This is a genomic window from Lentisalinibacter salinarum, from assembly GCF_040706555.1.
Taxonomy (GTDB): domain Bacteria; phylum Pseudomonadota; class Gammaproteobacteria; order Steroidobacterales; family Woeseiaceae; genus Lentisalinibacter; species Lentisalinibacter salinarum.
Genome location: NZ_JAPDRH010000001.1, coordinates 235360 through 258795, shown reverse-complemented (window position 1 = coordinate 258795; position 23436 = coordinate 235360). Strand labels below are relative to the sequence as shown.

Here is a 23436-nt window from a genome sequence, read left to right as displayed (position 1 = left end):
GGCAGCGCTGTCGATTGACTACCGGATGCCGGACCTCCTGAGAGCCGCCGGGGTGTACTCGCGTTCGGTCGCCTCGTAGCCCCACACGTAGCCGTAACCGTCCACCTCGTTATCGAGGCCGATCGGCAGGTGGCGGCCGGAGATCAGGTCGTAGGACGAAGTGGCGATCGCCCACGGCACCTGCGCCTGGTAATGGACGATCTGGTGGGCCTCCTTGACCCGCCAGAGCTCGCCGCGGCCGTCGTACTGGTCGGCCACCGCGATCTGCCACATGTCCTCGTCCACGTAGAAGACGCGCTTGGCGTAGACGTGACGCTCGCCTTCCTTCAGCGTGGCTTCGACGATCCAGACCCGGTGCAACTCGTAACGGAGGTACTCCGGATTCAGGTGTCCCGGCATGACGATGTCCTCATAGGACAGGCTCTTGTCGGCCAGCCGGTAGGCGTTGTACGGGATGTAGAGCTCTTTCTTGCCGATGAGCTTCCAGTTGTACTTGTCCGGGGCACCGTTATACATGTCCAGGTCGTCCGCGGTGCGCAGACCGTCGGAAGCGGTACCGGGACCGTCGTAGGCGACGTCCGGCGCGCGGCGTACCCGGCGCTGACCGGCGTTGTACACCCAGGCCGCCCGCGGCTCTTTCACCTGGTTGATGTTCTCGTGCACCAGCAGCACGTCGCCCTCAAGGCGGGCCGGCGCGACGATGCGCTGCTTGTAGTAGAACAGCCGGTTGTCCGGTGCGTCTTCCAGGTAGCGTGCGTAGGTGAGCTGGTCCTCGAAGATCACCGGGCTGAAGGCGCCGTTGGCCTGCACCGGGATCTGCGCGTAGGTGCGCTTGAAGCTGCCGCCCCGGTAGCGCATCACGTGATTCCAGACGATCTCGATACCGCTCTCGGGCAGGGGGAACGGGAAGTCGGAAGCGAGGTTCTCCAGACCGTTGCCGCCGGCGACGAGCTGGACGTCCACGGCGCCGGACTTGACCTGGTCGTAGACTTCCTGGGGATAACCTGCGGTACGCCGGGACTTGTAGACCGGCATGCGGTACGTGTCCGGATATCGCTTCAGGACGGCGATCTGCCCGGGCGTGAGGTTCTCTTCGTACTGCTGGTAGTTCTCCGCCGTAATCACGAACAGGGGCTCGTCCTCGGGGAAGGGATCCACCAGCGGACCGCCGTCCACGTAGTTCGCCGGCGGCTCGGTGAGACCACCGGTCCACTCCGGGATAGTGCCCGCCTCATTGCCGGCGCGCTCGGCGCCCATCGGAGTCAGTTCCGGGCCACCCAGACGCGCGGCCTCCTCGGGCGAGACGCCCGCCACGGCGGTTCCGGCCAGCAGGCAAGCCGCGGCCGACACCATGGAGATTGCTGATCTGCGCATTCGTTTCACCATTGCATTCGTTAATTCAAGATATCAGAAAATGATGCCGAAGCTCACGGACAGGAAATCCCGGTCCTTCTGCGTGTTGTAATCACCACCACTGAAGTCCGTGTAGGACAACGACGCCGTGTACTTGTTCAGGTACTCGGCATTCAGGCCGATGCTGAACGCCTTGGCACCCTCGTTGAAGTTCGTGTTCGGCGATACGCCATCCACGTCGTGGGACCAGGCGAAGTTCGGCGTCAGGTTGATGCCCATGAACGCATCGTTGTAGGTCAGCGAACCGCGGATCCGGTAGCCCCAGCTCGTATCCGTCACGAGGCCGTCCGTGGTGCAGTTTGACGGCGTGTAATTCGGCACGATCGGGTCGATCAGCTGATCGAACGGCGGTGGCGGGAAGAAGCCCTCGCAGGTCAGGTCGCCCGGCAGCGGGATGCCCAGGGATGCCAGCGGGATCGGTGTAAAGGCGGGCGTGCCGTAGATCGGCGAGCGTCCGTAGCGAGTGGAGGACAGGGGGTCCGGCAGCGAGCTCACCCGGTTGCCGCCGACCTCGCCCACGAGGGACAGGCGGTCGGCGCCGAGCACCTGCTCGAAGAACTTCACCACCGTGAACTGCCACTGCAGCACGTCGAAGTCGTCGTAACCCTGCGCCGTGCCGCCCGGCGGCGTCGCCAGCACGCGCGGCGTCACGGGGCTCCAGGGCGCAAGGCCCACGGCGCCCTGCAGCAGATCCACCGTGTTCAGCTGCACCGGCGAGTCCGGCCGGTAGCTGACCTCGCCGGAGAGCGCGAAGCCGGCCACGTTGGTAGCGAAGCTGGCACCGAAGACCTTCAGGTCCTCCGGATAATCGATGGTGTACTGCGGGTTGCCGCCGAAGGGGTTGCCCGGGATGAAGGGGGCGAAGTCCGGGTTGCCGTCCGGGGGACCGAGGCTGCCGTCGGGCAGCGTCGGGTTGGCGGACACGACGCCGCTGAAGAACGGCGTGCGGCTGTGCAGCTGCATGTAGTACAGGCCGAATTCGCTGAAGTTCAGTTTCTCGGCGAAGTAGCGTAATGCCACGCCGAACTGCTTGCCGTCGTCTGGGATGTCGTCCTCGGTGCGGGTGATGAACAGGCCGTTCGCGTAGTTCACCCGGTCGGGCAGCAAGCCGTTCAGCGTCACGCCGTTACAGCCCTGGGCCGCGGGGTCGGTCTGCGAGAAGTAGGTGCCGCAGCCGTCGATGACCGTGCGCTCCCACTCGAGCTGATAGAAAGCCTCGACGCTGAGCGCCGGGGTGATGCCGGCATTGAAGGACACCATGCTCACCGGCAGCAGGCCTTCCTTGATCTCCGCGCCCGGGCGGCGGAACGCCGAGACGTCGACGGGGTTGATCGAGTTGATGCCGTTCTGGATGAACGTGCTCTCGCCCCAGGACAGCACCTGGCGGCCGATGCGGAAGTCCAGCGGCACGTTGTCGAAGATGGTCAGGTCGGCGTAGAAGAAGGCGTCCAGCAGCTCGATGCCCGAGGCCTTCGCGAAGTCGTTGAAGTCCGAATCGTTCAACTCCTGGCCGGGGAAGTACTGGTTCAGCAGGTTGCCGTGGGGACGCGAGCCGTTCTCGAGTTCCTGGTCGTACCAGTACTTGCCGCGCAGGAACACGCCCATGTTCTCGTAGCGGAGCTCGAGATCGTGAGTGCCCTTCAGGATCAGCGAGTAGATCTTGCCGTCCAGGAAGTTCAGGTTACCGTCGTCGGCGGTGTTACTGGACGCCGTGCCGCCTGGCCAGTTGCCCGGCGTCACGAGACTCGGATCGATCTCGTCGAGACGCCAGCTGGCGCCGATGGATATCTCGGAGTTGAAGCTCCCCTCGATGTCCCCGATGGTGAACTCGGCTGCCGACGCGGGGGCCGGTAGCGCGAGGACGGACCAGACCAGCGCCAGAAGCACCGGCACAGTTATTCTGTTCATAGGACCCCTCATCGAATCTTTTTCAGCTTGTTGTGCTGCCGCTGCGAGCTATCCCCGCGCAGCGTGTCCGACTGAGCGTAGCACCCCCCCTCAGCGACCGCCCGTCCGTATGCGGCGCAGGTCACTGACGGATTTCACCTATATGACGCCAGGGCGCCAGGTGCTAGTCGGCGGCGCTGACGATGCGGCTCCCCCGGACCCGCGCAAGACTTGCACACGTGAATGCATCTGGCAACACCTGTTTGCGCAGGGCGTTGGTCGCGCGGGAGAGCAGGCCGGCCGCGAGGCGGGGGGCGGGCAGGCCGAGGGAGAGACGGGTCATGTAGTACTGGTAGACCCCTTCCTTGGCGGCGGCGAGCAGGGGGCTGGCCAGTACCCGCTCTCCGGCGACCAGGTAGGTGTCCAGGTCGCCGAGCGAGATCAGCAGCGGCTTGTGCGTCGGCCGGAACGGCTTCAGCGGCCGGCCGCGCAGGAAATGCTGCAGATTCCAGGCGGCATATTCGCCCATGTCCAGGGCGTGGTAGGCCTGCTTGCGCAGCGGCTGGGGCAGACCGGCACAGTCGCCCGCCACGAACAACGCGGGCCACGCCTCGCTCTGCAGCGTGTCGCGCACGGGCACCCAGCCCCGCCCGGCGGGGATCAGTCCCGATTCCGCCAGGAAGGGCGGCGGCGCCAGGCCGGCGGACCAGATGGCGAGATCCGCGGGAAGGCGCTCGCCGGAAGCCAGGACGACGGACTTCGCCGTGAGGCGGGAGACGCCCGCACCGGTGTGCCAGTGGACCGGCAACCCGGCGCAGCGCGCGCGAACGTCTGCGGCCAGCGCCGCCGGCAGGCCGGGCAGGATCTCCGGCTCGCGCTCGACCACGTGGACGGTCAGACTCACTTTGTCACGGTGCTGGCGCAGTATCTCACCGAGGGCCTCGACGCCGGAGACGCCGCCGCCGATGATCACCACCGACGCCGATGAAGCACGGCCGCGCGCGGCAAGCGTGCTCAGCCGCTCCCCGATGACGGCGGCATCCCCGGCGTGTCGGAAGTCGACGGCATGCTGCGCGGCGCCGGCTACGCCGGCGCGCACCCTGATCCCGCCCGGTGCGAGCAGGCAGGCGTCGTAGCCGAGCGAGGTGCCGGCGGCGGTGTGCACCCGTCGGGTGCCCGCGTCCAGCCGCTCCACCGCGTCCTGCAGGAAGCGGTGGCCGGCACTCTCCACCAGCGCGCGGCTCTCGAGCAGCACGTCGCGGCGGCTCTTCAGGCCCGAGAGGATCTCGTGGATGTTCGGCGTCCACTCGAACGCGGCGCTCGGATCCACGACGGTCACGGCGTAGCGCCGGGAAATCGCGGTGGCGGCGGCGAGCCCCGCAAAACCCGCGCCGACGATGACGATGCGCCGTTTCCTCAACGCCGTCGGTCCGTCTTCATGATATTCCGGCGACGCTTCACAGGCGGTAACCGCCGACCGGGCTGCGATTGCCGGGCTTGCCGAGCACCATCTGGACGTCGCCGATGGCGCGCTCGCGGAAGCCGCCTTCGCAATAGCAGAGGTAGTACTCCCACATGCGGATGAACACGTCGGAATAGCCGAGTTCGCGCACCGCCGGCAGGTTCGCCATGAAGCGCCGGCGCCATTCGGCCAGGGTGCGGGCGTAGTCGAAGCCGATCTCCTGCAGGTCGCAGAGCGTGAGCGACGTCGCCCGGGTCATGATGTCCAGCATGGCCGTGACGGAGGGCAGGCCGCCGCCGGGGAAGATGTAGCGCTTGATGAAATCCACCGAGCGCCGCGCGTGCTCGTAGTTCTGGTCGGCAATGGTAATCGTCTGCAGCACCATCAGCCCATCGTCGGCGAGCAGCTCGTCCACCTTGCGGAAATAGGTCTCGAAGTACTCGTGGCCGACCGCCTCCAGCATTTCGACGGAGACGATCCGGTCCCAGGTGCCATCGAGGTCGCGGTAGTCGCAGAGCCGCACGTCGACCCGGTCGGCGACGCCCTCCGCCTCCGCGCGCCGCTTCGCCGCGGCCAGCTGGTTGTCCGAGAGCGTGACGGTCGTGACCCGGCAGCCGTACTCCTTCGCGGCATGGACCGCCAGCGCGCCCCAGCCGCTGCCGATCTCCAGCAGCCGATGATCGGGGGCTAGATCCAGCTTCTCGCACAGCAGTCGGATCTTGTTCCGTGAAGCCTGCTCCAGCGTGCTGTGTGTCTCGTCGAACACCGCCGCCGAATACATCATGGTGTCATCCAGGAACAGCCGGAACAGATCGTCGCCCAGGTCGTAGTGAGCCTGGATGTTGCGGCGGCTGCCGCGGCGGGTATTACGGTTCAGCCGGTGCGCGAGCCGGAACACCGGGTGCAGCAGCCGGGCGGCACCGCGGTCCATGCTCTCCAGCACGTCCCGGTTCACCAGGAACAGCCTGACGACGCCGGTCAGATCGTCGGCCTTCCACCAGCCGCGCATGTAGGCTTCGCCGGCGCCGAGCGCGCCGCCCAGCGCGATCTCCGCCCAGGCGCGCGGGTCGACGATGTCCACGGTCACGTCCAGCGGGCAATGCGCGGACGCTGCACCAAAACGGTGCTCCCGCCCGCCTTCGCGCACGACCATCCTGCCGCGGTGGATACCGGCCAGGCGGCCGAGCAGGCCGCGGCGGGCCAGCGAATCGCTCCACGGCAGTTTCCTCTCCCGGCGGTCTTTGGCGGCGATGGCGATGTCGTGGTGTCTCATGACGGTTTTGGATTATCGGGCCTGAAGGCCCTCCTACAGTTACACGGGTTTTCCGGGGTGCGGGATGTAGCGCGCCCGCTTCAGCCACAGGCGCAGCGCCTCCCAGTGGATGCCCGCCACGACCTTCAGCGTGATGAAAGGATAGCGCAACAGGGCCAGTGCAAGCTCGCGGCCGGTGAGCGGCCGGCGGCGCAGCACCATCGAGGCCTGCAGGCGGAGCTCGCCGTCCTGGAAGTCGTTCATGGCCACCGACAGCATCTCGCCCGGGCGCGAGAAGTAGCACTGGTAGCGCATGTCCATCGGCAGGAAGGGGGAGACGTGGAAGTCCTTGTCGAAACCCGCGCGCCGGCCGCCGGCGGCCGGGCGCAGGGAATCGCCGGCCAGCACGTAACAGTGCTGTTCGCCCCAGGGCGTGTTGTTCACCTCGAGCACGACCGCCTCCATCTCCTCGCCGCCCTCGTCCATGCAGTAATAGATGCTGACCGGATTGAAGGAATGGCCGAAGTAGGCGAGATGGGACAGCAGGAAGATCCGGCCCGCGGGCCGGCGGCCCGTGCGGGCGGCGACGAGTTCGCGGACGCACTCGTCCAGGGGGCGCGACGGATCGCCGAGATGGTCGGCGCGGCGGAAACGAACGGGGGCAAAGCGGCGCGCCGACCAGAGCAGCAGGCGCCCGCGCAGCCGGTCCAGCTCCTGCAGGTCCAGGAACACCATGAACAGGCGGTAACGGAAGTCGTGCTCCGGCGCGCCGAAGCGGCGGTGCCTAACCCACCCGCGATAGATACAGCTCTGCATCGCTCATCTGCTCCCGGCGGCTGCCGCGCACGTCCGCCACTGCCGCCAGCGCGCTCTGCACGCCGTCCTCGTGAAAACCGAAACCCCAGTAGGCGCCGCAGTAGGCGGTCCGGTTGACGCCGCTGATTTGCCGCCGCCGTCCCCGTGCCTCGACGGAGGGAACGTCGTATACCGGATGATCGTAATCGATGCGGCGGATGATCTTCGCGGGGTCGATATCGGCACTGCGGTTCAGTGTCACCAGATACTGGGTCTCCGTCGGCAGGGACTGCAGGATGTTCATGCTGTAGGTTACCGCGACGCGGCGCTGCGGCTGCCGGGGCCGATGGTAGTTCCACGCCGCCCAGGCGCGGCGCCGGCGCGGCAGCAGGCGCTCGTCGGTGTGCAGCACGGCCTCGTTCGGCTGATAGCCGATGGCGCCCAGCACCTCCCGTTCCGCGTCGCTCGGGTCCGCGAGCATGGCCAGCGCCTGGTCGCTGTGGCAGGCGAGCACGGCGTAGTCGAATCGCTCGGGCGCCCCGCCCTGCGGCGTCACCGTGACGCCGTCACGATGCCGGGCGACGCTTCGCACCGGCGTCGCCAGCCGCACGCTGTCGGCGTACGACCGCATCAGGGGCTCCAGGTACTGCCGCGAGCCGCCCCGTATGACCCGCCACCGTGGGCGGTCCGACAGCTGCATGAGGCCGTGGTGGTCGAAGAAGCGGGCGAGATAGGTGAGCGGGAAGTCGCCCACCCGCTCCGGCGAGGCGGACCAGATGGCCGCTGCCATCGGCAGCAGGTACTGCTCACGGAACGCCGAAGAGTAGCCGTTGTACTCCAGGTACTCGCCGACGGTCAGCTCCTCGCCCTGCGGCGCGGCCGAGCGGGCGAGCGCCGTGCCCTCCTCGTTGAAGCGCAGGATGTCGCGCAGCATACGGTAGAAGCCGGGACGCAGCAGGTTGCTGCGCTGGGCGAAGATCCCGTTCATGGAGCTGCCGCAGTATTCCAGTCCGCTGCGCTCGCACTGCACGCTGAAGCTCATGGCGGTGGGCTGGCTCTCCACGCCCAGTTCGGCCAGCAGCTTCACGAACTCCGGGTAATTGCGCTCGTTGTAGACGATGAACCCGGTGTCGATCGCGAGCGCGCCCTCGGGCGCCTCCACGTCGACCGTATGGGTATGCCCGCCGGGCCGGTCCGAGGCCTCGAACACCACCACCTCGTGCTCGGCGGCAAGTCCGCGTGCCGCGACCAGTCCGGACACGCCCGCACCGATGACCGCTATCCTCATGTCCTGTGTCGCCCTCTCAACAGATACAACGATCGAGCCGCCCCGACCTCCTCCGCGCCGACCTCGTCCAGGCCGGTCCGGCGTGCAGGGGAGTGTTTCGTGCCGCTGCGGACTTCGGATGCAGGCGGCGGCGCTGCTACCATGACCGGGTACGCCGTAATGGCACCCTGACAGGAGACACGAGCGATGGCGCTGACAGAATCCCGCATGCTCCCGCTGGGCACCGAGGCCCCGGCCTTCACCCTGCCGGATTGCGAGGGGGCCGAGCACTCGCTGGCGGATGCCGCGGACGCGCCCGCCGCGCTGGTCATGTTCATCTGCAACCACTGCCCCTACGTGAAGCACGTGCGCGGGGAGCTCGCCCGGCTGGCGCGGGACTACACGCTGCGCGACGTCGCGGTATTCGGCATCAACAGCAACGACGCCTCCACGCATCCGGACGACAGCCCTGCGAAGATGCGCGAGGAGGCAGCCGAATGGGACTACAGCTTCCCCTACCTGGTGGACGAGGATCAGTCGGTGGCGAAGGCCTATGGCGCCGCGTGCACGCCCGACTTCTTCGTTTTCGACGCCGACCGTCGCCTGGCCTACCGCGGCCAGCTGGACGGCAGCCGGCCCGGCAACGACGAGCCGGTGACCGGCGCCGATCTCCGCGCCGCCCTGGACGCCGTGCTGGAGGGGCGGCCGGTGCCCGAGCCGCAGAAGCCGAGCATCGGGTGCAACATCAAGTGGAAGCCGGGCAACGAGCCGGACTGATTCCCCGGCCGACCGTCACTCGGCTGCCGCCAGGTCGGCGCCGCGCATCAGTTTGATCTCCAGCGGGCTCGTCGTGTCCAGGTGCACATCGCGCTGCGGGAAGGCGATCACGATGCCCGCCTCGTTGAACTTGCGGTTGATGGCCCGGTGCAGGTCCGTGCTCGTCTCCAGGCGCACATCCAGTGCCGGCACGAAGCAGCGCAGACCCAGATTCAGCGAGTTGTCACCGAAGGACTCGAAGGTCACCAGCGGTGCCGGGTCGTCCAGCACCTTCGGGTGCTCGCGTGCCGCCTCCTCGATCAGCAGCAGCGCTTTCTCGACGTCGCTGCCGTAGGCCACGCCCACCATGAAGTGGATGCGGATGATCTCGTCCGAGAGCGACCAGTTCAGCACGCGGCCGGTGATGAACTCCTTGTTCGGGACCAGCAACTCCTGCCGGTCCCAGGTGCGGATCGTCGTGGCCCGGATCTGCACGCGGGTGACGGCGCCGCTGGTATCGCCGACCGTGACGATATCGCCGACCCGCACGGGCCGCTCCATCAGGATGATCAGTCCGCTGATGAAGTTGGCCACGATCTCCTGCAGACCGAAGCCGATGCCGACACCCAGCGCCGCCACCAGCCACTGCAGCTTCGACCAGTCCACCCCGATGGTGGCCAGCACGAATGTAAGGCCGATGCCGGCGATGCTGTAGCGGGCGAGCGTGGCGAAGGCGAGCCGGCTGCCCGGTGTCACGGAGGGACGCTGGCGCAGCACGATCTCCAGCAGGGACGGAACCGTGCGGGCGCCGACCACGGTCAGCAGGACGGCGAGCGCTGCCGCGAAAATATCCATGAGCGTGACCGCACGGATGCGTTCCTCGCCGCCGACCTGTTGCACGGACTGCCACAGGGTGATGTCGCTGAAGGCGCCCAGCGCCGGCAGCATCCCCGACCAGATCCCGCCGAATCCGAGGAACGCGGTCACGGCCAGCGCCACGTTGACGAGCTTGCGGGTATCGGCGTCGAGCGAGCCGATATCCACCGGGGCTTCGACGGCCACGGCTGCCGACTCGTCGGATGCCGCGGGCATGGTTCCCTCGGCCTCCCGCGCGGCGCGGGCGGCTTCGCGCCGGTGCAGCGCCTCTCGCAACAGCAGGCGGCGGCGCATCACCAGCAGCCAGCGCACTACCAGCTCGCGCAGCAGCACCAGGCCGAAGACCAGCCACAGGGTATTGATCAGCTTGCCGAGCAGAGTGCCGGCGGAATACAGGAAGCCCGCCAGCGCCATCAGTCCGAGGGCGGCGGGCAGTGCCAGCGACAACAGCAGCCAGAACCAGGGCCAGGCGAGGACCGGCTCGTCGCCCTCCCGACGCTGCAGGGCCTTCAAGATCCCGCGCCGGGGCACCAGCAACCGATAGAGGAACACCATCAGACCGCCGATCAGTACCAGGAACACGACCTGGACCAGGGCGCCGACGGAGGCGGCCTGGTGGAATCCCATGGCCGTCACCAGAACGAAGCCCGGCACCAGCAGGGTGAGCATCAGCTGATCCATCTGCCGGCGCAGCCGCGCGAGCCCCTCGGGCGCCCAGCGGAAATGGCCTTCTGCCACGCCGCCCGGCGTGCACAGGATCCGGAATGCGCGCAGGAAGAACAGCAGGGGCGTGATCTGCAGCAATGCGGTGCCCACGGCGCGGGACGCCGGTGTCGCCTGCCACGAAGCGCTGAGTTCGTAACCGGTGACCCCGGTGAACAGAGGCCAGGGCACGGTCATCACCAGAGTGATGCCGACGGCCCGCAGCGTACTCGCGAACGTGTCCTCTGACGGCTTGCCGACCTTCGCCGCGCTCGCCCTCAGCGCGGCCCGCAGCACGCCGAGACGCCACCAGAAGACCAGCAGCGCCAGCACCGCCAGCATCTGCAGGGGCGAGCGAGTGAGCCGCAGCAGAAAGACCTCTGCAGCCTCCAGCCATTGCCCGGGCGCCAGGAAAGCGGCGACTTCCCCCGGCAGTGCCATAAGCCCGGCCGGCCCCAGCGTCGGCCGGTTGCGCACCCACATCAGGCGTTCGGACAGGAAGTCCCGGTATTCCCGTACCACGCGATAGAGCTGGGACTCGGTGTACTCGTACTCCGACAGCAGACGGATGTAGTCGTCATTCACCTCGGACAGCTGCCGGAGCAGATCCTGACGCACGCCGGCCAGCCGCTCGAGCGGTCCGCGCAACGTCCCGGCTTCCACCGGCGGCAGCGCCTGCAGGAGTTCCTCCACCCGCGCGTCCACGTCGCGGTACTGCTGCAGCGCCTCCTCCAGCCGGATGTCACGCAGCCCGGCCTCGGCGATCCGTTCCTCCCGCTCGCGGGAATCGCGGCGGTAGTCGGCGAGCGCCGGCAGGTCGCGCCGCTCCGCTCCCAGATAACGCCCCATCGCCGGACTGACGCCCGCCACCTCCAGCTTCTGGCGCGCGTTCTGGAAACGGCGCTCCAGCGACTGCAGCCGCGCCCGGGCACTCTCGTCGTCGGCCGTCAGCTGATCCAGGCGCCGGCTCAGCTCCCTGAGCTCCTCTGCCAGCGCGAGGTTGCCTTCCAGCAGATCCCGGGCCAGAGGGTGCTCCGCGGCCTCGCCCAGTTCGCCGGGGGCGATCTCGGCCATTACCCGCGCCGTCTCGCTCCGGCGCCGCTCGCCCAGCGCCGACTGCAACTCGCGCACCCTTGCCTGGGCGGCCTCCAGCGTGCGGCGGGTCTCGCCGCGCTGTGCCTCGAGCAACTCCACTCTCATGGGCAGACTGAGGAGCTCCAGGTCGAGCTTGCGGCCCTCCTCGGCAAGCGCGCGGACGGCAGTCTGCCGCGCCCACGCGCGGGCCTCGGTAACGATATCGCTCTCGCCGGCGGGCGCGGCCTGGGTCATCCGGGCCGCAACCTCCCTCGTCTCCTGCGCGACGCCCCCCTGCCTCTGGCGCACCGCCTGGGGTCTGGTCTGTGCCGCAGCCAGCTTTTGCTCCAGCTCGGCGAGCTCCGCCTGGGCCGCGGCTACCGCCGCCCGCTCCTGCTGCAGGCGCTGCTCGATCTCCCGCGCCGGCGTATCCTCGCCGAAATCCAGTCCGGCCAGCGGATCGCGGCCAGCGGTGGCGGCGAGCGACCGGCGGATCTCCTCGGTCTGCTGCGGGGCACTCACCTGCGCCTGCTCGAAACGCGCCGCCGCCTGCCGGTGCGCCTCTGCGGCCTCGAGGTTCGCGAGTGCGCGGCGGTACAGCTCCGTCGACGCCGTCTTCGTCTCGTCGTCGTAGGCCGACGACGCCTGCACCTGCTCCAGCCGTGACTGGATCAGGGCCGCGGTGACCTCCGTGGCCAGCGATTCCGCAGCCTCCTGGGCGTGCGATGGCGTGGCGGAGAACAGACCGATCGCGGTCAGAATGGCCGCACCGACAGCCGCAATCGAGCAGCGGATCGCCGCCAGACGTGGCGCTACCGCCTGCACATGCGTAACACGCACAATGGCCTCCGCTCTCTGCCGCCCATACTATGGCGCGTATGATCGCACGCGGCCTCACTCTCGCACTACTGCTCGCGCTGGCAGCAACCGGCCTCGGCGAGGAGCTGCCGGTCGCCCGGGTCGGCGTCGTGCTGGACGGGCCGCTCAGCCGACAGATATTCAGCCGCGAACGGGTCCGCGACGAGATCGCCGCGCTGCTGCAGGGCGAATGGAATCTCGAGATGGGGGAGGAGACCACGCGGCTCGGCGACTGGACCCTCGCCGGCGCCCGCGCCGCACTGGAGGCGCAGCTCGCCGACGAGCGCATCGACGTGGTGATCACCCTCGGCGTCCTCGCCAGCCAGGCCGCCGCCGACATCGATACCCTGCCGAAACCGGTGGTGGCCGCGATCGTGGCGGACCCGGAGCTGCAGGGCTTCCCGCTGGCGGACGGCGCCAGCGGGAAGCGGAACTTCACCTACCTGACCGACTTCCGCAGCATGGGCGAGCAGGTGCGCAGCTTCCGCCGCGCCGTCGAGTTCGACGATCTCGCCATCCTCGTCGATGCCGACATCCTGGCGGCGATGCCGCGGCTGCGCCGCGAGAAAGAAACCGAGATCGAGCAGCGCTTCGGCATCCGGGTGGAGATCGTGCCGACGGGCCCCTCGCCCGAGTCCGTATTCAGCCGCCTGACGGACGCCGACGCCGTCTACGTAACGCCTTTGCTGCGTTTCAGCGCAGACGACGTGCGTCGGCTCGCCGACCGGCTGATCGCCATGGAGCTGCCCTCTTTCTCGATGCTGGGCGGCGAGGAACTGGACCACGGCCTGCTGATGAACCTGGGCGGTGGCGAGCAGGCCGACATCGTCGCCGCGCGGCGCATCGCGCTCAACGTCCAGCGCATCCTGCTCGGCGACGATGCCGCCGGCATCCCGGTGGCGCTGAACTACGCGCAGTGGCTGACCATCAACATGGCGGTGGCGGACCGGCTGGGTTACGAGCCCGACTTTTCCGTCATGGCCGACGCCCGCTTGCTGAATGCGCAGCCCGGCCAGTGGGGAGAGCGGCTCTCCTTCACCGAGGCGCTGGCCATCGCCGTGCGGCGCAATCGTCGGCTGCAGGCCGCCGCCTACGGCCCCGAGCTCGCCGCCACCGAACTCGATTCGGCGCGCTCGCGGCTGCTGCCGCAGCTGGGCCTGGAGGCGGCCCGCACCCACATCGATGCCGACCGGGCACTGCTGCAGCCGGAGCGCAGCACCGACCTGCAGCTGAGCGCCCGCCAGGTCGTCTACTCGGACGACGCGGTCGCCGACTGGCGCGCCGCGGGCCGGCGGGTCGATGCCAGCATCCTGGACTACCGCGCGCGGGAACTCGACGTCATGCGTTCCGCGGGCGAGGCCTATCTGCAGGTACTGCGCGCCCGAGCCATCTACGAGGTGCGCCAGGCGAACCTGGAGATCACTCGTGAGAACCTGCAGCTGGCCCGTGTGCGGGAATCCATCGGCTACTCGGGCCGCGCCGACGTCTTGCGCTGGGAGAGCCGCCTGGCGACGGACCGGGTGGACCTGATCGACGCGGAACGCTCGCTGGATCAGGCCGGCGTGCGCCTCGGCCAGCTACTCGGCGCCTCCCAGGAGGAGCCGCCCCGACCGGCCGACGACAGCGTGGACACCACGCTGGGATACTTCCGCTCCGAACGCTTCGGCCGCCTCATCGACTCCCAGAGCGCCTGGGACCGGTTCCGCGCATTTCTGGTCCGCGAAGCGCTGGAGCGTTCGCCGGAGCTGGCCGGCCTGGACGAGCGCATCGCCGCCGGCGAGCGCCAGCGACTCGCGGCCCGCCGCAAATTCTACATACCGGAGATCGCGCTCCAGGCCGGAGCCGGCGAGCGCATCCAGGCGAGCGGCGCGGGCTCCGGCTCGTCGCTGTTTCAGGGCCTCATCCAGCAGGACGACCGCTCATGGAACGTCGCCCTGACGGCCTCCTGGCCCATATTCAGCGGCGGCGCCCTGCGGGCGCGGCTGTCGGCGGCCGAACTGGAACTCGGCCGCTTGCAGGCCGAGCGGCTCGCCGCGGAAGAGGACATCGAGGCTCGGATGCGCATCGCGCTGCACGCGACCGGTGCCTCGTTCCAGTCCATCGGCCTCACCGAGGGAGCCGCCCGGGCGGCGCGGGAGAACCTGGACATCGTCTCGGACGCCTACGGCCGCGGCGCCGCTTCCATCACCGACCTGCTGGAGGCCCAGGACGCCCTGCTCGATGCGGAGCTGGGGACGGAGAACGCCCGCTTCCGCTACCTCATAGACGTGATGGACGTACTGCGGGCAACGGCGGATTTCCGCCTGGTGCTGGAGCCGGCCTATCGGGAGGAATTCCTGCGCCGTGCGCTGGCGTTCGTGGAAGACGGCGGCAGCGACACAGGGAGCAGCCATGAAGAGAACTGAATCGCCGCGGACGGCCGTGGCCACCATTGCCCTGGTCATGTCGCTCGCCATCTCGCTCGCGCTGCTCACCGCCTGCGAGGCGACGCCCCCGAGCACGGAGCCGGAGGTGCGGCCGGTGCGCTACAGCCGCGTTGTGGCGGCCGGCACGCAGGAGGCCGAGACCTTCTCCGGCGTCGCCCAGGCCGAGATGGAGACCGACCTCTCCTTCAAGGTGAGCGGAACCCTCGTCGAGCTGCCGGTGGCGCTCGGCGACCGGCTGGAGGCCGGAGCGCTGATCGGCCGGCTGGACCCCACTGACTACCGGGTGCGGCTGGAGGAAGCCGAAGCCGGACTGGCTCAGGCCCGCGCCCAGGAGCGCAATGCGGCGGCCAGCTATGAGCGCGTGCGCGGCCTGTACGAGAATCGCAACGCCTCCCGCAGCGACCTGGACAGCGCCCGCGCCGCGTTCGAATCCGCGCGGGCCTCCGTGAACGCGGCCCGGCAGAAACTCGAGGCGGCGCGGCTGCAGCTCTCCTACACCCGCCTTTACTCGCCCGCGGACTGCACCGTCGCGAGACTCGTCGCCGAGGTCAATCAGAACGTCCAGGCCGGCCAGCCGATCGCCCGCGTGAACTGCGGCGACTGCGCTGAAGTGGTCGTCAACGTGCCCGAGACCTACATCGAGCGCATCCGCAGCGGCATGGACGCGACGGTGTCCATCGACGCCGTCGATCTGCAGGAGATAGCCGGCACGGTCTCCGAGGTGGGCGTGGCCACCGGCCCCCGCGGCGCGACCTACCCGGTCACCATCGCCCTCGGCGGCGGCTGCGGGGTCGTGCGCTCCGGCATGGCCGCCGAGGCGAGACTGCTGCTGCCCGCCACCGGCGACCGGGGCGAGCTGATGGTGCCGACGGTGGCGGTGGGCGAGGATCGGCAGGGACGATTCGTCTTCGTACTGGAGCCGGCCGGAGACGGATCCGGCCATTACACGGCGCGCCGCCGCGCCGTCGAGACCGGCCGTCCCGACCCGGACGGCATGGTCATCACCCGCGGCCTGTCGGCGGATGAGCTCGTGGTCACCGCCGGGGTGCGACGCATCGCCGATGGCCAGAAGGTGCGCCTGCTGGACCGGGACTGATGCTCGATATCACCCGCATCGCGCTCGAGAAGCGACGCATCACCGTCGTCTCGCTGCTGATCCTGTTCGTCGCCGGCGGCCTCGCCTACCGCGAGATGCCGCGGGCGGAGGATCCGGGCTTCATCGTGCGCACGGCGATGGTGCAGACCGTCTTCCCCGGTGCGAGTCCCGAACGGGTGGAGATGCTGGTCACCGACAAGCTCGAGCGGGTGATCCAGGAGATGCCGGAACTGGACACGGTGCGCAGCAGCTCGAAGGTGGGCGTCTCCGTCATCTACGTGGACATCCGAGAGGAATACAAGGAGATGCAGCCGATCTGGGACGACCTGCGCCGCAAGGTGGAGCGGGTGGCGCCGGACCTGCCCGACGGCGTGCGCGGCCCGTTCGTCAACGACGAGTTCGGTGACGTCTACGGCATCCAGATCGCGGTCACCGGCGACGGCTACAGCTACCGGGAACTGGAGGAAGTGGCCGACCGGGTGCGCGACGAGCTGCTGCTGATCCCCGACGCCGCCAAGGTGGAGGTGGCGGGGGCACAGGAGGAGCGCATTTTCGGCGAGTTCGACAACACCGTGCTGTCGGAATACGGGCTCTCCCCGCTGCAGCTGCGCGAGGCCCTGGAGGCGCGCAATATCGTCCTGCCCGGCGGCGACATCACCACCGAATACGAGAAGATCGTGCTCGAGCCGAGCGGCAGCTTCGCCTCGGTGGACGACATCCGCAACACGCTCATCCGCATCCCGACCAGCGGTGAGATCGTGCGTCTGTCCGACGTGCTCGAGGTCCGCCGCGGCTACATCGACCCGCCCGACCAGCGGGTGCGCTACAGCGGCGAACCCAGCCTGATACTGGCCGTCTCGATGCGCGAAGGCGGCAACATCATCGAGCTCGGCCGCTCGGTTCGCCAGGTTCTCGAGCGGGTGCGCGGCAACTATCCCATCGGCCTCGAGCTGGACGTGCTCCAGTTCCAGCCGCAGGTGGTCGAAGACAAGATCGACGACTTCGTCTCCAACCTCGTGCAGGCCGTCCTGGTCGTCGGCCTCGTGATGCTGGCTTTCCTCGGTGTGCGCACCGGGCTGGTGGTGGCCAGCCTGGTGCCGGCCGCCATCCTCTCCAGCTTCGCGCTCATGGGATTGTTCGATATCGGGCTCGACCAGGTGTCGCTGGCCGCGCTGATCATTGCGCTCGGGATGCTGGTGGACAACGCCATCGTCATGTCCGAGTCCATCATGGTACGCATGCGCGACGGCGAGGACGGCAAGACCGCGGCGCTGGCTTCGGCCCGGGAGCTGCGCCTGCCGCTGCTGATCTCCTCGCTCACCACCTCCGCCGCCTTCCTGCCGATCTACCTGGCGGAGTCGTCCACCGGCGAGTACACGGCGCCACTGTTCAAGGTGGTGACGATCACCCTGCTCTCCTCCTGGGTGATGGCGCTGACGCTGATACCGCTGCTGTGCATCACGTTCCTGCGGGTCGGAGAACAGGACCCGGACGCAGCGGACGGGCCCGCGATGCGCCGCTACGATGCCATACTGCGCGCCGTCCTCGCCCGTCCGGGCATGACTCTCGCCGCCGTCGTCGCCGTATTCGCCCTGTCGCTGTATGCGCTGCGCTGGGTGCCGGACATCTTTTTCCCTCCGAACGACCGGACCACGTTCACCGCCGAGTTGGAGCTGCCGGTGGGCTCGCCGATCGAGGCCACGGACGCCATGACGGCGGAACTCGAGCGTTTCATCGCGACGGAACTCGCCGACAGCGAAGAGCGGGACGGCATCGAGCAGTGGGCGGCTTTCGTCGGCGAGGGCGCGCCGCGCTTCATCCTGTCGTACAGCCCCGAGCCGCCGAATCCGAGCTATGCACTGATCCTCGGCCACACCGGCGAGCGCGCGACCATCGACCGGCTGGTGGTGCCCGAGATCGAATCCTTCGTGCTGGAGCGCTTCCCGCCCGCCAAGGTCACCGTGCGCCCCCTGCCGATGGGCGAGCCTGCCTGGCCGCCGATTGCCATCCGCCTGAAGGGACGAGACACGGAGACGCTGTTCTCGCTGCTGGACGAGGTCAAGGCGAAGCTGCGCGAGACGCCAGGCGCCGCCCAGGTCACCGACGACTGGGGTGCCCGCACCAAGAAGGTGGAGGTGCGCATCGACGAGACCCGCGCCCAGCAGGCCGGCGTCACCAACCAGGACGTGGCCATCGCCATGCAGACCTACCTCTCGGGCCTGGAGACGACGGAGTTCCGGGAAGACGACGACCTGATTCCGATCGTGCTGCGCTCCGCGAGCGAGGAACGCCTGGATCCGGACCGCCTCGGCAACATCGCCGTGTATGCGCACGGCGGCTCGCGCACGGTGCCGCTGAGCCAGGTGGCCGTGCCGGAGATCGTCTGGCAGCCGGGGGTGATCAAGCGGCGCGACCGTCAGCGCACCATGACCGCGGAGGCGCTGCTGGAGCCCGGCTACACCTCCAGCGAGGTCATCGAAAACATCGAGCCGTGGCTGCGGGAGGCATCCGCCGACTGGCCGTACGGCGTGAGCTGGAGCCTGGGTGGCGAGGCGGAGACTTCCGCGGACGCGAACGCCTCCATCATGGAGAAGCTGCCGTTCGCGGTCATGCTCATCGTGCTGCTGCTGGTGCTGCAGTTCGACTCGGTGCGCAAGCCCGCCATCATCCTCACCACCATCCCGCTGGCGTTCATCGGCGTGATCGCGGGGCTGCTGATCGCGCGTTCCTATTTCGGCTTCATGACACTGCTCGGCGTGATATCACTGGCCGGCATCGTCATCAACAACGCCATCGTGCTGCTCGACCGGATCCGGATCGAGCAGGAAGAGAACGGGCTCGGGCAGGCGGAGGCCGTCGTGGCGGCGGCGCGCCAGCGCGCGCGGCCGATACTACTGACCGCCGCGACAACGATCGGCGGACTGATCCCCCTGTGGATCGGCGGCGGGCCCATGTGGGAGCCGATGGCCATCGCCATCATCTTCGGCCTGGCCTTCGCCACGGCGCTGACGCTCGGCGTGGTACCGGTGCTCTATCGGGTGCTGTACCGCACGGGGGACCCGGCTCCGCCCTAGCCGGCCAGGCCGGGCGGCCTATGGCGACCGGCGTAAACCGCCGGTCGGCGCGCGGTCAGAGTCGCGCCAGCGCCTGCTGCACGCGGGCGAGCATGCTCGGCTCGCCGCCGGCCATGTTCTCGCCTTCGGCCTGCTGCAGCAGCTCGGCGTCCTGACGCCAGCGCTCCAGGATGGCCTTCTTCTGCTCCGGCGTCAGGCCCTGCTGCGTCAGGACGGCTTCCGGTGTTTCGAATTCGCTGGAGGGGTCTGCGAGTGCGTGTTCGAGATTCATACCCACAGAGTATATCAAAAGCACCTGCAGAGGCTTGCTTCGGGTTTTGCTTCCGCCCTGTCGGAATTGACGGGCACGACGATCGGCGCCGACGGATCGCCCGCTACAGGCGGAATGCCAGCGCCGCGGCCCCTCCCACGACGAGGCCGAGCCCGGCGAGCTGCAGGGGCGCGAAAGCGGTGCCCAGCAGCAGCCATTCCGCCGTGGCGGTGAGCACCGGAGCCAGGCCGACGAACGCGGCGGCCACGCTGGCGCCGGCGGTCTGCATCGCCCGGTATAGCCCGAGCACGCCGCCGGCCATCGCGACGCCCGCGCCGAGCACCCACCACCAGACCGCGGTCAGCGCGGACCATTGCGCCGGTGCCGTCCAGGGCAGCACGGCGAGCAGTACCGCCGTGCCGAACAAGAGCCTTCCGGCGGCCACGAAGCGGGGATCCGCGTCCCGCAACGTGCGCTTTGCATAGACGTCTGCCAGGCCGATCAGCGGCAGCGTCGCCGCCAGCGCCCAAAAGGGCCAGCCGATCACGATACCCCCGGGTCCCGTATTCATGAGGAAAAGCCCGGCGCTCATCGCACCGATAATGAGCCAGGCGACCCCGCTCAGACGTTCGGCCAGCAGGAAACGGGCCGCGACGGCGGTGGCCACCGGATACATGGACTGGAACAGGCTGCGGTTGGTGGCCGTGGTCTCCGTCATGGCGAGCACGCTGAGCAGCACGACGGCGCCGGAGCCCATCGCCCCAACCAGGAATACATGCCGCCAGGTCCCGCGGCCATGGCCCGCCAGCGTACGCCCCGGCCCGGCGGCGAGCAGTGGCGAGAGCGCGACCACCGCCGCCACGGCCGTCGTGGCAACGGACAGCGGCAACGGCGCCGCACCGGCCGTCAGCGCGGCTTTCTTGGCCAGCGGCGCCAGGCCGAGGCAGCCTGCGGCCAGGGCGACGTCGCCGATGAGTCTGAAGCCTTTGCGGATGAGCGAGTCCTTCCGGGGGTCGCGTCGTACGCTACCATACGCGGAGGAATTCCATGGACTCGAGCCATGCACGAGAGACCCACCATCACGCCCCACCGCGCAGCCACCACGACCCTGCTCGCCCTGCTGGTCATCGCCTCGTTTAGCCCGGCGCCCGCGGCCGCCGACGAGCAACCCGGCGACATCGAACTCACCGCCTCGGCCGCCTGGCGCTACGGCGGCAGCTTCGACCGCGCGGACGGCGGGGACCTGGACATCGAGGACGGCGGCGGCTTCGCGCTGACGGCGAACTTTCGCGCCGAGGCCAACACCCAGTGGGAGGTCTACTACTCGCGCCAGAGCAGCGAGTTCACGACCGGAGACCTGTTCGCCGGCACGCCCGTGGTCGACGTGGACGTCGACTATTTCCACGGCGGCGGCACCTACATCGTGCAGGGGGGCAACGTCAGGCCCTACGTCGTCATGACGCTGGGCATCTCGCGCTTCGCCCCGGCCGACGCGGAAGACGCCGACCTCGACGACGAGACCTTCTTCTCTGCCTCCCTCGGCGCAGGCCTGCGCATCGCAGCCGGCGAACGCTTGGCCTTCCGGCTGGAAGCCCGCGCCTTCACCAGCTTCGTAGACAGCGACTCGAACCTGTTCTGCGTCGCCGGAGGCAGCGACAACGTCTGCCTGCTGGAGGCCGACGGCAGCACCGTCACCCAGTGGCAGGCGACGGCCGGTCTGACGCTGAAGTTCTGAGCGGCGCTACCAGCCCTTGAAGAACCCGCCGTCGGCGAAGTCCCACAGCAGGGTCAGGTGATAACGAGTGTCGTACGCCTGATCGCTCAGGGGTAACTCCACGCCCAGGTTCAGGGCCACGTGGCCGCCCCGCGTGAGGCCGATGCGCACCTGCGGCAGCGCCGTGAACTGCACGGCGTCCTCCCCGTTACGGTCGAACGGCGCGGTGGCCGTGAGCTCCAGCGCCGGGAACACGCGGCGGGGCCACGGGCTCCAGGTGTAGTGCACGATGCCGGCCAGCTCGAGCTCGCCCTGATCGAAGTCGTCCACCGGCAGCTTCACGCGGGCGCTGCCCTGGAAGATGGCCGCGTCGTTCAACTGCTTTGCGTAGGCCAGGTACGGTGCGAGTTCCACCTCGCCTTCGCTCCGCAGCGGCACGGCCACGACGAAGGCCGCCGACCACAGCGAGCGGTTCTCCAGACTCCAGGCGAAGGCGTGCTTGTAGCCGACCTCCACCTCCTCGAACTCGGAGTCGACGCCGTCGTCGGCATGGATGATCTCGATTATCGTCTGGCCCGCCTTGCCGACCCGCTTCTCGAACTCGATCACGTTGCGGAAGACGTCCTCCCCGTCCCGGTTCTCCAGACGGGACTTCCACACCCATTCATCCTCCGGGAAGGCCTTCTTGGTGCGCACCGGCAGGAACAGGTTCATCTCGCCCGGCGGATATTCGCTGGTGTCCGCCAGCGTCTTCACGTAAGCGACCACGGCCTCGATCTCGCCGTCGGTGAGGTTCTCGCCCTGGGCGGGCATCTGCTCGGACAGGCCCATTGCATGGCCACCGTGCTCGACCACCATGACCCAGTCCCCGCGCGGCTCCCGGCTGTTGAACAGCGGGTCCGACAGATCCGCCGGCTCGGGGTCCAGGGCCTGCACTACCGGGCTGTCCGGATCCGGCTTTCCCTGCGGGCCGTGGCAGGATGCGCAGACCGATCCGAAAATTCGCTTCCCTTCTTCGATATCCGCTGCCCGGACAGAAACCACGGCCAGGCAGCAGAGCAGCAGCACGCACGCGCGCCTCATGACACTCTCCTTGCAAAGGACCACGGGATGACCGTAACGCAGGACACCGGCCGGCCCCATGCCGGCAACTACCTAACGTGCGGGGGTGGACTCAGTAACCGGGATCGACGGCGCGCAGTCGCGAGCGCAGGCGGTCCAGCTCGTCGATGAGATCGAGCGCCAGCGCGGCGCCCTCGATATTCAGGCCGAGATCGCGCTGCAGCGCTACGGCCCGGCGGGCACGGGTCAGGCTGGCGCCCGTGAACTGCCACTTCCGGCGGCGATAGCTGACCGGCTCGATCACGCCCTCCTCCACCAGCTCGATGATGTCTTCGGCCTGCACGGCACAGGCGCTGCTGAGTTCCCGCAGCCCCAGCGTCGTCGTCTCCTCCAGGATGAAGCCGGTGATCTCCGTGCCCGTGTCCCTGCTGTGACGTTCGCTCATGACTCCGTCCCGGGCGGGTCAGCGGCCCGCCTCCGTGCCGCGCCTGACCATGCGGCCGCGCGGATCGAATTCGAACTGGTCCGCGAAGCGGCGGTAGGCGGCCTTCTCGTCCTCCGTGTCGGCCGGCGGCGTCTCGATGCGCACCGTCGCGTAGAGGTCGCCCGGGTTCTTGCCGGGCAGCCCGCGACCTTTCAGGCGCAGCTTGCGTCCCGCCGACGTGTTGGGCGGGATGGTCAGATCCACCGTGCCCTTCGGCGTCGGCACTTCCACCTTCGCGCCCAGGGCGGCCTCCCAGGGAGCGAGCGGCAGGTCCAGGTGCAGGTCGGCACCGTCCACCCGGTACAGGGGGTGGGGCCGGAACTCCACTTCCAGGTAGAGGTCGCCCGCGCTGCCGCCGCCCATGCCCGGCGTGCCCTGGCCGGCCAGGCGGATGTGCTGGCCCGGTCGCACGCCCTTCGGTATACGCACGTTCAGCGTGCGCTGCCGGGTGCGCACGTGCCCCTCACGGTCCACCGACGGTGCAGTGAGGCTGATCGATCGGGTGACGCCCTCGAAGGCGTCCTCCGGGTCGATCAGGATCTTCGCGTAATGGTCTTCGCCCCGGGCGCTGAAACCGCCGCCGCGGGCCTGGCGGAAGTTGCCCATGCCGCCGCCCATGCCGCGGCCGCCGAACAGCGACTCGAAGAAGTCGCTGAACGCCGAGGCGTCGCCGCCCGTGAAATCACCGCCGGAGAACTCGAAACCGGCGTCCCAGTCGGGCGGCGGACGGAAGTCCTGCCCCGCCTTCCAGTCGGCGCCGAGCTGGTCGTAGGCGGCGCGCTTCTCCGGGTCCTTCAGCACTTCGTAAGCTTCGCCGACTTCCTTGAAGCGGGCCTCGGCATCCGCCTCCTTGCTGACGTCCGGGTGATACTTGCGGGCGAGTTTGCGGTAGGCGCGCTTGATCTCGTCCTGGGTGGCATCCCGGTCCACACCCATGATCTTGTAATAGTCCTTGTACTTCATACGCCCTGCTCGATACGCGAGACTC

Annotated in this window: 17 protein-coding genes; 5 read left to right on the top strand and 12 right to left on the bottom strand. The window is 68.7% G+C overall.

Features of this window, described 5'->3' with window-relative positions; genetic code table 11:
- Nucleotides 1–18: 18 nt before the first annotated feature.
- The 6 genes from ACJMKZ_RS01030 to ACJMKZ_RS01005 all read right to left on the bottom strand — a co-directional run bounded on the left by ACJMKZ_RS01030 (nucleotide 19) and on the right by ACJMKZ_RS01005 (nucleotide 8097).
- Nucleotides 19–1374 (bottom strand): DUF1329 domain-containing protein, encoded by a 1356-nt coding sequence (locus ACJMKZ_RS01030; RefSeq protein ID WP_405231331.1) that lies wholly within the window; start codon nucleotides 1372–1374, stop codon nucleotides 19–21.
- A 33-nt stretch (nucleotides 1375–1407) separates the two neighbouring features.
- Nucleotides 1408–3321, bottom strand: a complete 1914-nt coding sequence (locus tag ACJMKZ_RS01025) for a DUF1302 domain-containing protein (RefSeq protein WP_405231330.1) — start codon at nucleotides 3319–3321, stop codon at nucleotides 1408–1410.
- 163 nt (nucleotides 3322–3484) lie between these two features.
- Complete coding sequence (locus ACJMKZ_RS01020) at nucleotides 3485–4720, bottom strand: NAD(P)/FAD-dependent oxidoreductase (protein ID WP_405231329.1); 1236 nt, start codon at nucleotides 4718–4720, stop codon at nucleotides 3485–3487.
- A 37-nt stretch (nucleotides 4721–4757) separates the two neighbouring features.
- Nucleotides 4758–6035, bottom strand: coding sequence for a class I SAM-dependent methyltransferase (locus ACJMKZ_RS01015; RefSeq protein WP_405231328.1), 1278 nt, complete (start codon nucleotides 6033–6035; stop codon nucleotides 4758–4760).
- Between the two features lie 39 nt (nucleotides 6036–6074).
- The gene (locus tag ACJMKZ_RS01010) at nucleotides 6075–6830 is read right to left on the bottom strand and encodes a DUF1365 domain-containing protein (RefSeq protein ID WP_405231327.1); all 756 of its coding nucleotides are present in this window, start codon (nucleotides 6828–6830) and stop codon (nucleotides 6075–6077) included.
- Nucleotides 6799–8097, bottom strand: a complete 1299-nt coding sequence (locus ACJMKZ_RS01005) for an NAD(P)/FAD-dependent oxidoreductase (RefSeq protein ID WP_405231326.1) — start codon at nucleotides 8095–8097, stop codon at nucleotides 6799–6801. Before ACJMKZ_RS01005 ends, ACJMKZ_RS01010 begins: the two co-directional genes overlap by 32 nt.
- 186 nt (nucleotides 8098–8283) lie before the next feature.
- Between ACJMKZ_RS01005 and ACJMKZ_RS01000 the strand changes: the two genes are divergently transcribed.
- Nucleotides 8284–8853, top strand: a complete 570-nt coding sequence (locus ACJMKZ_RS01000; RefSeq protein ID WP_405231325.1) for a thioredoxin family protein — start codon at nucleotides 8284–8286, stop codon at nucleotides 8851–8853.
- Between the two features lie 15 nt (nucleotides 8854–8868).
- Here the strand turns inward: ACJMKZ_RS01000 and ACJMKZ_RS00995 are convergent, their stop codons facing one another.
- Entirely contained in the window at nucleotides 8869–12324 is a 3456-nt protein-coding gene (locus ACJMKZ_RS00995; RefSeq protein WP_405231324.1) for a mechanosensitive ion channel domain-containing protein, read from the bottom strand.
- A gap of 38 nt (nucleotides 12325–12362) precedes the next feature.
- Between ACJMKZ_RS00995 and ACJMKZ_RS00990 the strand changes: the two genes are divergently transcribed.
- Genes ACJMKZ_RS00990 through ACJMKZ_RS00980 form a run of 3 tightly spaced genes read left to right on the top strand, consistent with a single transcriptional unit; the run spans nucleotide 12363 to nucleotide 18938 of the window.
- Complete coding sequence (locus tag ACJMKZ_RS00990; protein ID WP_405231323.1) at nucleotides 12363–14747, top strand: TolC family protein; 2385 nt, start codon at nucleotides 12363–12365, stop codon at nucleotides 14745–14747.
- Nucleotides 14734–15864 (top strand): efflux RND transporter periplasmic adaptor subunit, encoded by a 1131-nt coding sequence (locus tag ACJMKZ_RS00985; RefSeq protein ID WP_405231322.1) that lies wholly within the window; start codon nucleotides 14734–14736, stop codon nucleotides 15862–15864. The genes ACJMKZ_RS00990 and ACJMKZ_RS00985 overlap by 14 nt, the downstream gene beginning before the upstream one ends.
- Entirely contained in the window at nucleotides 15864–18938 is a 3075-nt protein-coding gene (locus ACJMKZ_RS00980; RefSeq protein WP_405231321.1) for an efflux RND transporter permease subunit, read from the top strand. The genes ACJMKZ_RS00985 and ACJMKZ_RS00980 overlap by 1 nt, the downstream gene beginning before the upstream one ends.
- Before the next feature lie 55 nt (nucleotides 18939–18993).
- Here the strand turns inward: ACJMKZ_RS00980 and ACJMKZ_RS00975 are convergent, their stop codons facing one another.
- Both ACJMKZ_RS00975 and ACJMKZ_RS00970 read right to left on the bottom strand, forming a co-directional pair.
- Entirely contained in the window at nucleotides 18994–19209 is a 216-nt protein-coding gene (locus ACJMKZ_RS00975) for a hypothetical protein (protein ID WP_405231320.1), read from the bottom strand.
- A 103-nt stretch (nucleotides 19210–19312) separates the two neighbouring features.
- The gene (locus ACJMKZ_RS00970) at nucleotides 19313–20254 is read right to left on the bottom strand and encodes a DMT family transporter (protein ID WP_405231318.1); all 942 of its coding nucleotides are present in this window, start codon (nucleotides 20252–20254) and stop codon (nucleotides 19313–19315) included.
- Here ACJMKZ_RS00970 and ACJMKZ_RS00965 point away from each other — a divergent pair.
- Nucleotides 20249–20923, top strand: coding sequence for an outer membrane beta-barrel protein (locus tag ACJMKZ_RS00965; RefSeq protein ID WP_405231316.1), 675 nt, complete (start codon nucleotides 20249–20251; stop codon nucleotides 20921–20923). The genes ACJMKZ_RS00970 and ACJMKZ_RS00965 overlap by 6 nt on opposite strands.
- A 6-nt stretch (nucleotides 20924–20929) precedes the next feature.
- Here the strand turns inward: ACJMKZ_RS00965 and ACJMKZ_RS00960 are convergent, their stop codons facing one another.
- From ACJMKZ_RS00960 to ACJMKZ_RS00950, 3 genes are all read right to left on the bottom strand, one after another.
- Complete coding sequence (locus ACJMKZ_RS00960; RefSeq protein WP_405231314.1) at nucleotides 20930–21985, bottom strand: c-type cytochrome; 1056 nt, start codon at nucleotides 21983–21985, stop codon at nucleotides 20930–20932.
- Between the two features lie 91 nt (nucleotides 21986–22076).
- Nucleotides 22077–22409 carry a chaperone modulator CbpM gene (locus tag ACJMKZ_RS00955; protein ID WP_405231312.1) on the bottom strand — a complete coding sequence of 111 codons (333 nt, stop codon included), beginning with the start codon at nucleotides 22407–22409 and terminating at the stop codon, nucleotides 22077–22079.
- A gap of 18 nt (nucleotides 22410–22427) precedes the next feature.
- Nucleotides 22428–23411, bottom strand: coding sequence for a DnaJ C-terminal domain-containing protein (locus ACJMKZ_RS00950; protein ID WP_405231310.1), 984 nt, complete (start codon nucleotides 23409–23411; stop codon nucleotides 22428–22430).
- Between the last annotated feature and the right edge of the window lie 25 nt (nucleotides 23412–23436).